Here is a 15,477-nt window from a genome sequence, read left to right as displayed (position 1 = left end):
CAAGAAAATTGAATGTGCGAGTGTAGTGATTTTGACGAAAAAAATCAAAAAGTAATGAGGTTAAGCCCGTGATTTTTGTGGGCTAGAATTCTTTCTCAAGCAAAGTAACTTTATCGTAAACAAGAAAACTTTCGTAGCCGCGGCGAAGCATATAGTCGCAGAATTTTTTTCGTTTTTTTAAGGTGTTTTTTTCGGAAATGCTATTCCAGCATCGCTCAGAAAGCTGGTCGAAAGTGGCTTCGTATTCCTCGATAGTAATTTCTTTTAAAGCAAGCGTAATATTAGCCGACGAAATTTGTTTTGCTTTCAGTTCATTGGTAATTCGAATTTTGCCCCAATGTTTCATGCGATGTTTGCCTCTGGCAAAGCTGCAGGCAAATCGGGTTTCGTTTAGAAAGTTAGTTTCAATCAATTGAACCACAATAGTATCGATTTCATCGGCAGTCATTTTTAGGCTGTACAGTTTGGATACGACTTCGGCATGACAGCGCTCCTGATAAGCACAGTAGTGTTCTAACTTCAGTAAAGCCTCTTTGGGAGTGCAAATTGAATTCATGGCTTTTTTCTTTCTTTTTAACGATTACGGCTAAAAATAGTCATTTAAATGTTAAAATCACAACTATTTTTTTTGTTTTTCTCAGAAAAGTCTTTTGTTAAAATGTTGTATATGTGGGGAATTATAATATTTTTGTACACAAAATTAACAGTTTTTTATGACCTTGTAAAACAGGGTTTTAGCTTTTAGTTTTAAAACAAAGTATAAAAAACAACTCCTGAATTTAATAGGGAGTGTTTTTTTGTGTTTTGTTGCCCAAAAACAAATTTAATCATAAATACCACTTTCATATGATTCAAAAATTACTTTTGAGCGTTCGCTCTGTATTTTTAAAATTTTCTGATCCCCAGGCCAGAAAAACTTCTAATCCCGTTATCAAATTAGCCTGTCTGGGAATGTTTTTGGTTATGAATTTGGGGTATGGGCAAACAGTAACCTGGGATGGCTGGAGTGGGGATGGAAACTGGAATACACCAACAAACTGGAGTACCAATTCTGTTCCAACAATTGCGAATGATGTAATTATACCTAATGGTTCTAGTGCAATTCTTAGAACCGTTAATATTAATACGGCGGCCGTTTGTAAATCATTGACCATTAATGGAGGGGGTAGTTCGAATTCAACCACAGCCGTAACAATTACAGGATCAAATTCATTAACGGTTTCAGGAGCAGTAACTATTGCTGCTGTGACAGTAGATGGAATTACTAAATATATAAATGCTGCTGCTGGTTCATTGTCTTGTGCAAGTTTCACAATGCAATCTTCAGGAGGTACAAATAGAAGAAGTAGTTTAAGATTGTCATCGGGAACAATAGAAGTGTCCGGTAACATAGCAATGAATAGTACTAATAATGATGTAACTTTTAGTGGATCAGGATTATTGAAAGTAGGAGGTTCGATGACTTCGGGAACTTTAACTCCTTCAACAGGTACTGTAGAGTATAACAACTCAGGTGCGCAAAATATAGGGAATTATCCTTTTTACAATTTGACGTTATCCGGGAATAGTGGTGCCACTAAAGCATTTTCTTCATCCGGAATTATAACTTCGAATATTCTGACTATTGGCAATGATATAGTGGCTAATTTAAGTACGGTTACACATACCGCAAAGACCTTAATTCTTGGAGGAATAAACAGGCCGTCAGGAACGTGGGGGAGCTCTTCTTCAAATGCAACAAATATTAATGATTTATACTTTTCCGCAGCAACAGGGATCATCAGTGTAACTGCTTGTACGGCACCGACGGCTTTTAATGTAACAGGTACGGGAGGAGCATTTTGTAGTTCAAATGCCGGTTCTTCAATCAGTTTGTCTAACTCGCAGGCTACTTGCCGTTATCAATTAGTAAGAGGTAACGTAGCAGTGGGTTCACCAATAACGGGCACAGGAGCTGCAATCAATTTTGGAACGTTTAATACTACGGGATCATATACCGTTATAGCGACAAATACAACATCATTGTGTTCTGCCGTAATGACCGGATCTGTAAATATTTATCGCTACAGTTCACCGCCGGTTCCTACTGCAACGGTTGTAAATGTTTCTTGCCCGGGAGAAGCCACAGGAAGCATCACAGTTACGAATGCTGTTGCTCCGGCTTCTGCTAATTTTGTTAGTGCAAACAATCAGGGAATAAATTTAAACGCTTCTTTGTTATCTAACAGGGCAGCCTTTACTTTAGAAGGATGGATTAAATTTGATAAGAACAACTATATTGCAAGGATGGCACTTTTTGGTCAGAATGATATTATTGAAGTTGGCTTTGAGGGTAATAATCTTAGATTCTGGACAAGTCGCGGAACGGTGGATTTACCCTTATCTTCATTTCCTGCAGGATATACATGGAATCACGTAGCCGTGACAGCCGACGGTAGTTCTATGAAAATTTATTTAAATGGAGGGACTCCTGTTTCAACTGCAGTAAATACTACCAATTATGGGAGCAACAGCAATACGACAAAAATGGGATATGGGGTTATGGATGATGCCGGAGTGGGTTTAACTGGTGAGATTTTTAAATTGGGAGTTTGGAACAGAGCACTGACTCCAGCAGAAATTGGTGTTTTAGCGTCAGGATTTGTAGACTATGATGCATCACAAAATGGATTACTTGCCGGTTATAGTTTTAATGAAGGCACCGGTTCTACATTATATGGTGTTGGTAGTGCCGCAACGAATGGAACTTTGATGGGGAGTCCTTCTCCGGTATGGACAGATCCTTATACGTATTCATGGACTTCTACCCCTCCCGGATTTACTTCCAGTTCAAAGAACTTAACAGGATTAACCAATAGAACGTATAATTTAGTAACTTCTCTAACAACCTGTACAAATTCAGGTTCATGGACAGTAAACGCAACTAATTTAACAACAGCGATTACAACTCAGCCATCAGCTGCAACTACCTGTGTGGGTAATAATGCAGCATTTAGTGTTGCTGGCACAGGAACCAGTTTAACTTATAAATGGCAGGTTAGTACTAATAGCGGATCAACTTTCAGCGATTTATCCAACGGTGGAGTTTATTCGAATGTTACTTCAGCAACGATGAATATCACTTCTGCTATCGCTACAATGAACAATTATCAATATCGTTGTATTGTTGGAGGTGCCTGTCCATCAGTTACATCAAATGCAGTAACGCTTACAGTGAATTCGGCTATGCCGGCGCCAGTCGTAGGTACTGTGACGCAGCCAACCTGTACCGTTACTTTCGGTAGTATTGCCTTAAGCGGATTACCTTCGGGAGGAACTTTAACAAGATCACCTGGAGCAGTAGCTGTACCTTATACAGGAACGACGGTAACAGATACTAATCTTGCGGCAGGAACCTATTCGTACGCAGTTGCAAATGGTCCTTGTTCCTCAATTTCGACTACAGGAATTGTAATTAATCCGGTTCCGACAGCAACCTATGGTGCGAGTGGATGGGATAACACTGCAACTATAGATAAGAAACTTATTTTTAACTCCAATTTTACTTCAATAGGAGATGTGAGCGGATGTACCTGTGAAGTCAATTCAGGTGCAAATGTTGTAATAGGAGTGGGACATACCTTGAAGATTGCCAATGAGGTTAAAGTACTTAGTGGTGGTACGATGACTTTTAAAAATACAGCAAGTTTAGTACAAACCAATAACGTCACCAATACAGGCGATATTACTTATGAGCGTACCACACCTCCTATATTGCTAAAAGATTATGTGTATTGGTCAACTCCGGTTAGCCCTCAACGATTGGTCGATCTTTCGTCTTTAACGCCTAGCACTATGTATTACGGTTTCGATGGTACACAATGGGTTCGAACGAATAGAACTGATAATATGGTGGTAGGTAAAGGGTATATTATTCGTGCTCCATCCAATTATTCGAATAGTTCTAAGACAGCCTATCCGGCAAGTTTTAAAGGAGTTCCGAACAATGGAAATATCGAAACAGAAATGTTGGCTTCAGGAAAAAGTTATTTGATAGGGAATCCTTACCCGTCTGCTTTAAGCGCAGAGAGGTTTGTTTCAGAGGGCATAGAAGGGTTTATAAAAACAAATGAAAATGTAATAAATGGTACCCTTTATTTCTGGACACACAATACACCGGCAAAACCTGTTCCAAGTAATCAGTACAGTGCGGATGATTATGCTTCATTCAATTTGACTGGAGGAACAGCGGCGAGATCGGATGTAGATTTTGGTTCAGGAGGCGGTGTTAAACCAACTGGAGAAATTGCGGCTGGGCAGTCATTTTTTCTAACGACTAAGGCTGCAGGAAAAATATTGTTTACTAACGCAATGCGATTAGGGGCAACAGATAACGGTCAGTTTTTCAGACCTGCTAATACCTCAAGAAGAACTACTGTTGAAAAGAATCGTATTTGGTTAAACATGACTAGTACAACCGGGGCCTTCAAACAATTATTGTTAGGGTATATAGAAGGTGCAACCAACAATTATGAAACCCTGTATGACGGGTTAAGTCTTGATGGTAACCAGTATTTGGATTTTTACAGTGTAAGTGATGCAAATAAATTTGTAATTCAGGGACGTGCGGTACCTTTTACAGATGCTGATATTGTTCCCTTAGGTTACCGAACTGCTGTTGCAGGCGATTTTACAATTGCAATAGACGAGGTTGATGGTAAAATGACCAATCAGAAGATTTATGTTGAAGATAAAGTAACGGGAGTTATTCACGATTTAACACAAAGCAATTATACTTTTAAAACCGAGGTGGGGAACTTTTCTGAACGTTTGGTATTGCGTTACACCGGTAAAACTTTAGGTGTCGGAGATTTTGAAAACCTTAAAGACGGGATTTTAGTTTCTATAAAAGACAAAGTAATTGCGGTACAATCTTCGCAGGAAAATATTAAAGAAGTTATAGTGTATGACGTGTCAGGAAAAATGCTTTACCATAAAAAGAAAGTAGGTAATACAGAATTACAAATTCAAAACCTGCCATCATCCAATCAGGTTTTGTTGGTGAAGGTAACTTTGGCAAATGATTTTACAACGACAAGAAAAGTTATTTTTCAATAAATTTTAAATAAGAGTTCATTTCAAAAAATCCATTCCGTTTTCGGAGTGGATTTTTTTTTGTCTAAGAAAATAAGGTGTTTAAAAAATCACCAAAATTGGTGATTGTGGATTTTATATAAGGGTTGTAGTTTTAGGCCAAATTATGATCAAAGAAAAACTTAAGCCCCTAGAGTTATGATTAAAAAAATACTTTTTTTCCTTGTTTTGGCAGACTGCTTCCATGGTTCGATACTTTTAGCTCAACAAGGTAATACAATGCAAAACGGAAACTGTCCTGTTGCTGCCGGTGTTACAATTTGTGAAGGAGGTTCAGGTTTTTTAACCGTTTCATCTAGCTGTGCTGCAGTTGCCCAAACCCCTGTAACTGCCAGAGGCAGCGGAGGAGTATCCAATAGCATAGTTTATGGTGATCGTGCAAATACAGACATTACCATAAATGTTCCTTCGTTACCGGCGGGGGCAATAGTAACGTCTACAAATGTTACGATAAGTTTTAAGGCAAATGGTTTTTCCTTTAGAAGTGAGTTGAGGGTTAAGGCAACACCCCCAACAGCAGTTGGAGCAGTTCAGAGTGATTTGAACCCTGTTCCTACACTCGATAGTCCAGGGACTTCAACTAATGTGCCATTAGGAATATGGGGTACTGGGAACCCATCCGGGACTTGGGTATTTGCATTTAGAGAGTCCTTTCTTGATGTTTCTGTAAATACTGATGCAAATATTACAAACATTACCATTAGAGTTAATTATGTTTTGCCGGAAGTAGACTGGTATACATCAGCCTCCGGAGGAACAAAAATTGGTTCAGGGATTTCATTTAATCCGGTAGGTGTTAGCGGTTCAGGTCTTATGGATACCAATACTGCGGGTACAACTCCTTATTATGCGGCTTGTACCAATAATCCTGGTTGTAGAACAATGGTAAATTTTGTGATTAACAAAGCTTCGGTTGCAACGGGTGTTACAATTTGTCAGGGAGGTTCAGGTTCGCTAACGGCTCCATTTACTTGCTCAGGAGTTGCAGTTGCCCAAACCCCTATGATTGCAAGCGGTAGTGGTGGGACAGTAAAAAGCACCGTTTACGGAGGTTCCGGAAACACAGATATTAGTATAATTTTCCCGTCATTACCTGTTGGAGCTGTTGTTACTAGTACCAATGCTACTATAAGTTATAATACAATAGGTCGTTCGTATTTGAATGAGGTACGGGTTAGAATACAGCCGCCAGCTGCGATGGGCACAGTGCTGAATGATATAAGTCCCGTCTCTGTTAGTAATAGAGGGAGTGTTATAGATGTTCCTTTAGCATCTTGGGGAAATACAAATCCTTCAGGAAGTTGGATATTTCGATTTAGAGAAGATCATGATGATGATGAAGATCCGGATGCTAATATTACAAATATTAGCATTACAGTTAATTATACATTACCGGCAACAGTAGATTGGTATACAATGGCTTTTGGTGGTACCAAAATTGGTTCCGGAGTCTCGTTCAATCCGGTAGGTGTTAGTGGTTCAGGTCTTATTGATACTAACACTGTGGGTACGACTCCTTATTATGCGGTTTGTTCCGGTGATTCTCCAGTTTGTAGAACAAAGGTGAATTTTGTAATAAATGAAGTCCTGGGAAAACCAGTAGTGGGATCCGTTACACAACCAACCTGTGTTACGGCTTTTGGCAGTATTGCTTTAAGCGGACTTCCTACTGGGGGAATCTTAACGAGATCACCCGGAGCGATCATGGTACCTTATACCGGAACTGCGGTTACAGATAGTGATCTTGCAGCAGGTACATATACCTATACAGCTGGAAATGGAAATTGTACATCGTTGGCAACTTCGGATATTGTGATTAATCCTTTATCAGTAGCGACTTATAATAAGGGTATTTGGAGCACTGCTCCAACCATAGACAAAAAACTTGTTTTTAACTCTGATTTTACTTCGACAAGCGATGTGAACGGATGCTTTTGTGAAGTTAATTCCGGAGCAAATGTTGTAATCGGGGGTGGACATACTTTGGCCATTGCGAATGATGTTAAAGTATTTACAGGAGGCACAATGAACTTTAAAAATACAGCAAGTTTAGTACAAACCAATAACGTAACCAATACGGGTGATATTACTTATGAGCGTACCACGCCTCCTATATTGTTAAAAGATTATGTGTATTGGTCAACTCCGGTAAGCCCTCAAACATTAGTGAATCTTTCACCTTTAACACCAAGTACCATGTATTACGGTTTCGATGGCACACAATGGGTGCAAACGAATAAGGCTGATAACATGATGGTTGGCAAAGGTTATATTATTCGTGCCCCGTCAAATTATTCGAATACTTCTAAGGCTGCCTATCAGGCAAGTTTTAAAGGAGTCCCAAATAATGGAAATATAGAAACGGAGCAGCTGGCTTCCGGGAAAGCTTATTTAATAGGAAATCCTTATCCGTCTGCTGTAAGTGCAGATGATCTTATTGCTAATGCAGCAAATAATGCTGTAATAAACGGAACACTTTATTTTTGGACTCATAATACGGCTGCGGTTTCTACACTGACAAATCAGTATACGAGCAATGATTATGCTTCTTACAATCTTAGCGGCGGAGTATCGGCAAAATCAGATCCTGGTTATAATAGTGATCGAGTATTTGATAAAGGTATGAAACCAACAGGCAAGATAGCGGCAGGACAAGCTTTTTTTGTGACTACTAAAGCAGCCGGAAAAGTTCTTTTTACCAATTCAATGCGACTGGGGACAGCAGATAATGGTCAGTTTTTTAGATCTGTGAATCCGAAAAAAGAAGCTGCGATTGAAAAGAGCCATGTCTGGTTAAACATGACCAGTGCAACAGGCGCTTTTAAGCAATTATTGGTGGGGTACATACAGGGGGCAACTAATGATTATGATAGTAATTATGACGGGTTAACTTTTGATGGCAACAAATATTTGGATTTCTATAGTATCAGTAATGAGAATAAACTTGTAATTCAGGGACGTGCGGTACCTTTTACAGATGCAGATATTGTTCCTTTAGGTTACCGAACTGCCGTTGCAGGTAATTTTACAATTGCAATAGACGAGGTTGATGGTAAAATGACCAATCAGAAGATTTATATTGAAGATAAAACAACTGGAGTTATTCATGATTTAACACAAAGTAATTATACTTTTAAAACTGAGGTGGGGAACTTTTCTGAACGTTTGGTATTGCGTTACACTGGTAAAACTTTAGGTGTCGGAGATTTTGAAAACCTGAAAGACGGGATTTTAGTTTCGATAAAAGACAAGGTAATTGCGGTACAATCTTCACAAGAGAACATTAAGGAAGTTGTGGTATATGATGTGTCAGGAAAAATGCTTTACCATAAAAAGAAAGTAGGTAATACAGAATTACTAATTCAAAACCTGCCATCATCCAATCAGGTTTTATTGGTTAAGGTAGCTTTGGCAAGTAATTTTACAACAACAAGAAAAGTTATTTTTCAGTAAATTTTAAATAAGAGTTCATTCAAAAAGAATCCATTCCGTTTTTTGGAGTGGATTTTTTTGTGTTTAAGAAAATAAGATGTTTAAAAAAATCACCAAAATTGGTGATTGTGGATTTCATAAAGAGTGTCTATTTTTGCGTTAATTCTTGTTAAAATTTAACAGCTTAACTTTCAATTTTGATAAAAAAAGTGCTTTTTTTTCTGATTTTAACGAACTATTTTCATAGTCCGTGGCTTTACGCGGAACGAGGGAAAGCAGCTGTTTTTTTTAGCGCGATTGATTATGGAAAAAAAGGAAATACAGTGGGAAGGGAATTTTTACAATCCGACAAAAAAAGTTGTACGTTAAGCCTTAATCAAACTTTATGTCGATATTTAATCGGTGTGCAACTGTGTAGCAGTACAGCAAATGATTGTGTAAATGGAATTGGTTTTAATAAGGTTGTATTTCTAAAAGGCGAAAAATTAAAAATACAGAACCATTCAAAACAGGGAGGGTATTCATTTTCTATTGACCGGGAAACTTTTAATGAACGTTTTGTGCTGTCTGATATTGAGGAAACTTTAGCAAGCAACAGTTTTTCGGAGGAAAATCCAGACGTATTTATTTCGGTAGAGGATAGAATTATTAAAGTCATTTCAACTCAGGATATAATCACTCAAATAACTGTTTTTGATATTTTGGGCAAACCACTGTATAGAAAAGAAAATATTGAAAATCTGGAATTTCAACTGCCAAAATTCAATTCTTATCATCAGGTTTTAATTGTGAAAATTAAATTTGGAGACGGGAAAATAATGACAAGGAAAATTTTGCTTTAAATGACTTTCTTAAAGGAATAATCGTTTTTTATCATCGTAAATATATTTAGCATAAACCGCCATATTTACTGGTAAAATGCTGTTTATGATCATATTGAAAAAGTTATAAGTGTTAAATTCTCACAATTAAATCGAAAATATTTAGTTTTAATGTAAATAAAATCGTACCTTGGTTATTGCTTTACGATTGAAATACTTAAAAGCCTGTTAAGTTAATTTTTATCATTTTCTATTGAAGCTTATAAATAGAGTGTCTATACTCTTTACCTGCCTAAAATACTGATTGCTAATTTAAATGCCCCGATTAAATGAAACAAAAAGTACTCTTCACTTCAACATTTCACTTGTACTATCAGGATTAGTCTATCCTGTTTCGGCGTTTTATTTTTTGAGGTATTTAGAAATTACTTTAATCAGATTCTCGTCTGATTGAAAAGTTATGTTTTTAAATATTAAAAAATACCACGATGAGAAAATATTTACTTACACTTCAGTTATTTGCATTGCCTTTATTTTTTTATGCACAGACTAAAACAGTCTCTTTCTCGGCAACAGGAACAACAAATTTAACTACGAGTTTTGTGATTCCGGCCGGTTCAACATCTTTAACAATTAGTGCCTGGGGAGGTGGAGGTGCCGGAGGTGGTACAACTAGTGCCGGATTAAGCTTAGAAAAAGGAGCTGCCGGTGGTGGTGGTGGTGCTTTTGCCGGAGGAGTATATACAATTTCGTCAGGTGCAACAATCTCTCTTACCGCAGGTGGTGGAGGTGTTGGAGGTACCGGAGTTAATGGTCAGACAGGGAAAACCTCTCTGGTCACAGGTCTTGTTTCTGCTGTGGGCGGGGGTGGCGGTACAGCCAATACATCGGGAGGTACTCCGGCCAAAGGAGCGGGAGGTCTTGCTTCTTCAAGTGTGGGTACAAATACATTTGATGGTGGAGCAGGAGTAGACGGACAAAGTGGTTTAACAGCTGCTTCTGGTTCAGGCGGCAATGGAGGAAATGGTGGTGGTGCCGGTGGTGCCGGATTTTCATCTTTATTGGGTACAGCGGATGGAAATCCGGGTACAGTTCCCGGCGGAGGTGGAGGTGGAGCTAAAAGTTCTATTCTTGGGGCAGGGAAAGCCGGAGGTGACGGAGGTCCGGGAAGAGTTGTTATCTCATACGATTGTGCAACTTATAGTCTGACCAGTACGAGTGCTTCAGCGGTAAATATCTGTTCCGGAACATCGTCAACGATAACCCTAAACGGTACTTTACCGGTAGGAGTATATAGCGTTGCTTATCAGGTAGACGGAGTAACTCAGACGCCGGTAACTATGACTGTAAGTGCAAGTGGAACCGGTACTTTTACAGCTCCCGGATTTTCAGCTTTAGGAAGTAAAAGTCTAACAGTTACCTCTTTAACTTCTGGAACAAGTGGCAATGCTGCCGATAATTGTGCTTCAACCATCAGTGCCAATAATACTGCTTCAGTAAATGTAACGTCATCCGGGACAGCTCCTGTTGCTTTAGCAGGAACCGGAGCAACCTGTACCCAGATTACAGCAAATTGGCAATCTGTTTCAGGATCAACGTATTACACATTGGATCTTTCGACAGATATTAATTTTGGAAGTTTTGTTGGAACCTACAACGGTTTGAATGTGGGGAATGTTTTAACGGTAAATATCGCAAGTTTAAGCAATGCGACTACTTACTATTACAGAGTTCGAGCATTTAATGGGACCTGTTTGAGTGCTTATTCGAACACCATAACTTACAAACCTGCTGTTTCTCCGGGGAATGTTGTTTTGCAGGCAGCCACTAATACTTCTTGCACATCATTTATGGCAAATTGGAGTGCAGAAGTCAATGCGGTGAGTTATCTGTTAGATGTCTCTCTTGTAAATACATTTACCACTACTGTCTCAGGATATAATGCCCTTGATATCGGAAATGTAACGACCTATACAGTTACTGGACTGACTGTAGGTACAACCTATTATTACAGACTCAGATCAAAGAATGGTTGTGGAACCAGTGCTACAGTTACCGCAACAGTACAAAATATAACCACATTTACGCAGCCTGGTACACCACTTAATGATCCGGTGGTTCAACCCACCTGTGATGTTCTTACCGGAACTGTGGTTTTAAAGAATTTGCCAAACAGAAATGATTATACGATTACGCAAACCGGTACGTTCTCAAATACTTATTCGGGAGGAGTTGGTGCCGATTGGACTAAATATACCATTACAGGTCTGGCTCCCGGTACTTATAATTTCACAGTACAATATCCGGGCACTTGTGCTTCTTTGTCATTGTCGAATATTGTCGTAAATGCTTTGGCAACGAATACGTATACAATTGCAGGAGGATGGTCACTTGGGACGCCAACGACAAGCCAGAATATTGTTTTTGCAGATGATTTTTCTTCGTCCGGAGATGTGAATAGCTGTGGCTGTACGATAAATGCCGGAAAAAAAGTAACCATAAATAGTTCAAATACGTTAACAGTTAAGAATGCATTAATTGTGAATTCGGGAGCAGGAACCTCTTTGACTTTTAAAACCAGTTCAAGTTTGGTTCAGGTGAATAGTGCAGTTAATTCCGGAAATATTTCGTACGAGAGAACAAGTCCCGGAATTTTAAAAAAGGATTATTTATATTGGTCCACTCCGGTAAATCCACAAAGATTAATCGACCTTTCGTCCGGAACATCAGCAACAAAGTATTTTGGTTACGATGGTGCTCAATGGGTATCTACCGACAGAACAACTAATATGGTGGTAGGCAAGGGGTATATTATTCGTGGTCCGGAGACCTATTCGAATACGGTTAAAACAACCTTCACAGGAATTTTTTCAGGAGTTCCAAACAATGGAAGTCTGGAAGGAGAATCTTTGAGCTCGGGAAAAAGTTATTTGGTAGGAAATCCTTATCCATCTGCTTTAAATGCTGATGCTCTTATAAGTACAAATAGTATACTAGGCGGAACAATCTATTTTTGGACGCATAATACGCCTGTACAACTAACCTATACAAATCAGTACTCAGCCGATGATTATGCTTCTTATAATTTAAGTGGAGGGGTTTCAGCAAAGTCGGATCCATTGCACAGTGACATTCCGGCAAATGATAACGGAATTAAACCAACAGGTAAAATAGCAGCCGGACAATCCTTTTTTGTGACTACTGTAGCAGCAGGAAAAGTACAATTTAACAATTCAATGCGATTAGGTGGAGCCAATAACAATCAGTTTTTTAAAACTGAAAGTGCATCTAAGGAAGTTACTTTGGTGAAAAAACGTATCTGGTTAAACATGAGCAATACGACTGGAGCTTTCAAACAGTTGCTGGTAGGATACATAGAGGGGGCGACTAATGAATATGATAGTAATTATGACGGGATTAGTTTTAATGCTAACCCTTATCTCGATTTTTTTAGCGTGGCAAACGGAAACAATTATGTCATTCAGGGTAGAGCTTTACCTTTTGTAGATACTGATATTGTTCCTTTAGGATATCGTACGACAATCGCGGGTGATTTTACTATTTCAATTGATGAGGTAGATGATAGTATGAATGAACAGGCTATTTATATCGAAGATAAAACAACTGGGGAAGTTCATAATTTAAAACAGAGCAATTATACGTTTACAACCGCAGTCGGAACCTTCTCAGACCGATTAGTGCTGCGTTATACCGGAAAAACATTAGGAACAGACGATTTTGAAAATGGAAAGAATGCTATTGTTGTTTCTGTTAAAAATAGAATAATAAATGTGTCGTCAAAAGAACAGCTTAAAGATGTTTTTGTTTATGATGTGTCGGGGAAACTGCTTTTCAATAAAAGTAAAATTGGGAATAAAGAGTTTCAAATACAAAATTTAACACCAGGTAATCAGATGGTACTGGTAAAAGTGATTTTGGAAAATGATGCTACAGGAACACGAAAAATAGTTTTTTAGAAATATAAAGAATGCTCTTAAGAGGTTTTTTGCAGATTTTCATTGGTATTCCGGATGGCTTTTTCATTTTTATAGTCAATCCATTTTTGACCTTTGAATTTACGCATCATGATATCGAAATAGCGCATAATAAAAACATTGTAAAAGGCTTTGGACAGGTTGGTAATGTTTTTAGGAAAAGCTCTCAGACTCATCGAAAAGCCCGGGGTTAAATATTTCATGTAATGCCAGTATCCTTCAGGCATGTACAGCATTTCGCCATGTTTTAAATTGGTAATAAATCCCTGTGCATTTTTAAGAGCAGGAAATTTTTCATAGTCAGGATTGTCAAAATCAATGTCTTCTCTTGAAATTAAGGCATGTGGTACCTTGTACATGTATTTGGATTGATCGGGAGCAAAAAGCATGCACTGTTTTTCTCCGTGAAAATGAAAATGTAAAATATTGGAGTAGTCAATATCATAATGCATGAACACCCGTGCATTTTCTCCGCCAAAAAATAGCATTGGCATTTGTTTCACCAAATTCAAGCCAATATCCGGCCATAAAAAGTCTTCTTTTAATAGCGGAACTTCTTTCATCAGATTATAAAGAAAAATACGGTAGTTCGTTGGTTTTGATTCCAGAAGATGAATGTAATCACTCATTTTCATAGTGGTATGAGCTTCGTTAAAACCATCTTCATGATTTACAGGTCTGTCATCGTATAGAGGAACAATACTATTTCCGGCGATTTCGTTGATATAAGATAATTTCCATTTGTGATAAGCTGGCCAGTCTTCGGTCAATTCTTCGACAACTACAGGAATTTGATTTTTCACATACTGGGAAATAAAATCAGCCTTTGAGATTTTTTTTACCCTTTCGATTTGCTTTAACTTCATCTCTATTAAATAAAAAAATTGCTTATAACACATGTTATAAGCAATTTAGAAATATTTATCGAGATTTAGGAACTCTTTTTCTTAAATTTTTGATTTGGCCGTAGCTTCAAGATTTCTTTCAATAGTGTGTCCTGGTCTTGACCATTTTGGTTTTTCTCCTAGAGGAACGAACTGAGAATCAGCTGCTTCAACTGTTTTAGGTTGTGAAACTTTTGTAAATGGCTTTTGTGGATTCAATCCTAACATTTCAAACATCTTCATGTCTTCATGTACATCAGGGTTTGGTGTCGTAAGCAGTTTATCACCTGCAAAAATAGAATTGGCCCCTGCAAAAAAGCACATTGCCTGTCCTTCACGGCTCATGTTAGTTCTTCCTGCTGACAAACGAACCTGTGTATCCGGCATTACAATTCTTGTAGTGGCAACCATACGGATCATTTCCCAAATTTCAACTGGTTTTTCCTCTTCCATTGGAGTTCCTTCAACAGCTACCAAAGCATTAATTGGCACAGATTCCGGTTGAGGGTTTAAAGTAGAAAGCGCTACAAGCATTCCGGCTCTGTCTTCGATACTTTCTCCCATTCCAATGATTCCTCCACTGCAAACGGTAACATTCGTTTTACGAACATTCTCGATAGTTTGCAAACGGTCTTCGAAACCACGGGTTGAAATAACATCTTTATAATATTCTTCAGAAGTATCTAAATTGTGGTTGTAAGCATATAGACCTGCTTCAGCCAAACGCTGCGCCTGATTTTCGGTAATCATACCTAAGGTACAGCAAACCTCCATGTCAAGTTTGTTAATGGTACGAACCATCTCTAAAACCTGGTCGAATTCTTCACCATCTTTTACATTTCTCCAGGCAGCTCCCATACATACACGTGATGATCCACTGGATTTTGCACGTAAAGCCTGTGCTTTAACCTGGCTAACACTCATTAGATCGTTTCCTTCAACACCCGTGTTATAACGTGCAGCTTGTGGGCAATACCCGCAGTCTTCCGGACAGCCTCCGGTTTTGATTGAAAGTAAAGTAGATACCTGAACTACGTTAGGATCATGTTTTTGCCTGTGAATTGTTGCTGCTTCATACAGCAAGTCCATCATAGGTTTATTATATATGGCAATTATTTCGTCTTTTGTCCAATTGTGTTTTGTAATGCTCATTGATGCAGTTTTTTGATGCTCCAAAAGTAGTTAAATAGTTCCAATCAACCAATGCCCAAT

Annotated in this window: 7 protein-coding genes; 4 read left to right on the top strand and 3 right to left on the bottom strand. The window is 38.4% G+C overall.

Annotated features, from left to right (window positions below):
- Nucleotides 1-82 precede the first annotated feature (82 nt).
- Nucleotides 83-556: a regulatory protein RecX gene (locus tag LNQ34_RS07355; RefSeq protein ID WP_229999085.1), complete on the bottom strand. Its 474-nt coding sequence runs from the start codon at nucleotides 554-556 to the stop codon at nucleotides 83-85.
- Between the two features lie 290 nt (nucleotides 557-846).
- On the opposite strand from LNQ34_RS07355, the gene LNQ34_RS07350 reads away from it, so the two are divergent.
- From LNQ34_RS07350 to LNQ34_RS07335, 4 genes are all read left to right on the top strand, one after another.
- The gene (locus LNQ34_RS07350; RefSeq protein WP_229999084.1) at nucleotides 847-5,097 is read left to right on the top strand and encodes a LamG-like jellyroll fold domain-containing protein; all 4,251 of its coding nucleotides are present in this window, start codon (nucleotides 847-849) and stop codon (nucleotides 5,095-5,097) included.
- Nucleotides 5,098-5,271: 174 nt separating this feature from the next.
- On the top strand, nucleotides 5,272-8,586 hold the full coding sequence (locus tag LNQ34_RS07345; protein WP_229999083.1) for a T9SS sorting signal type C domain-containing protein: 3,315 nt from the start codon (nucleotides 5,272-5,274) through the stop codon (nucleotides 8,584-8,586).
- 383 nt (nucleotides 8,587-8,969) lie between these two features.
- A complete protein-coding gene (locus LNQ34_RS07340; protein ID WP_229999082.1) occupies nucleotides 8,970-9,407 on the top strand; it encodes a T9SS sorting signal type C domain-containing protein in 438 nt (145 codons plus the stop codon).
- A 467-nt stretch (nucleotides 9,408-9,874) separates the two neighbouring features.
- Nucleotides 9,875-13,363 (top strand): T9SS sorting signal type C domain-containing protein, encoded by a 3,489-nt coding sequence (locus LNQ34_RS07335; RefSeq protein WP_229999081.1) that lies wholly within the window; start codon nucleotides 9,875-9,877, stop codon nucleotides 13,361-13,363.
- Between the two features lie 17 nt (nucleotides 13,364-13,380).
- Here LNQ34_RS07335 and LNQ34_RS07330 read toward each other — a convergent pair whose 3' ends face one another.
- Together LNQ34_RS07330 and bioB are read right to left on the bottom strand one after the other, a co-directional pair.
- Nucleotides 13,381-14,247: a cupin-like domain-containing protein gene (locus LNQ34_RS07330; protein ID WP_202700461.1), complete on the bottom strand. Its 867-nt coding sequence runs from the start codon at nucleotides 14,245-14,247 to the stop codon at nucleotides 13,381-13,383.
- An 81-nt stretch (nucleotides 14,248-14,328) separates the two neighbouring features.
- A complete protein-coding gene (gene bioB, locus LNQ34_RS07325; RefSeq protein WP_017497387.1) occupies nucleotides 14,329-15,417 on the bottom strand; it encodes a biotin synthase BioB in 1,089 nt (362 codons plus the stop codon).
- Nucleotides 15,418-15,477 lie beyond the last annotated feature (60 nt).

It is taken from the genome of Flavobacterium lipolyticum, from assembly GCF_020905335.1.
In the GTDB taxonomy this organism is placed as follows: domain Bacteria; phylum Bacteroidota; class Bacteroidia; order Flavobacteriales; family Flavobacteriaceae; genus Flavobacterium; species Flavobacterium lipolyticum.
This window is presented reverse-complemented; position numbering and strand designations above follow the sequence as displayed.

Excerpts from the sequence above, each read along its gene's own strand:
- LNQ34_RS07355 (WP_229999085.1), bottom strand. The coding sequence starts at position 556 with ATGAATTCAATTTGCACTCCCAAAGAGGCTTTACTGAAGTTAGAACAC.
- LNQ34_RS07350 (WP_229999084.1), top strand. The coding sequence starts at position 847 with ATGATTCAAAAATTACTTTTGAGCGTTCGCTCTGTATTTTTAAAATTT.
- LNQ34_RS07345 (WP_229999083.1), top strand. The coding sequence starts at position 5,272 with ATGATTAAAAAAATACTTTTTTTCCTTGTTTTGGCAGACTGCTTCCAT.
- LNQ34_RS07335 (WP_229999081.1), top strand. The coding sequence starts at position 9,875 with ATGAGAAAATATTTACTTACACTTCAGTTATTTGCATTGCCTTTATTT.
- LNQ34_RS07330 (WP_202700461.1), bottom strand. The coding sequence starts at position 14,247 with ATGAAGTTAAAGCAAATCGAAAGGGTAAAAAAAATCTCAAAGGCTGAT.
- bioB (WP_017497387.1), bottom strand. The coding sequence starts at position 15,417 with ATGAGCATTACAAAACACAATTGGACAAAAGACGAAATAATTGCCATA.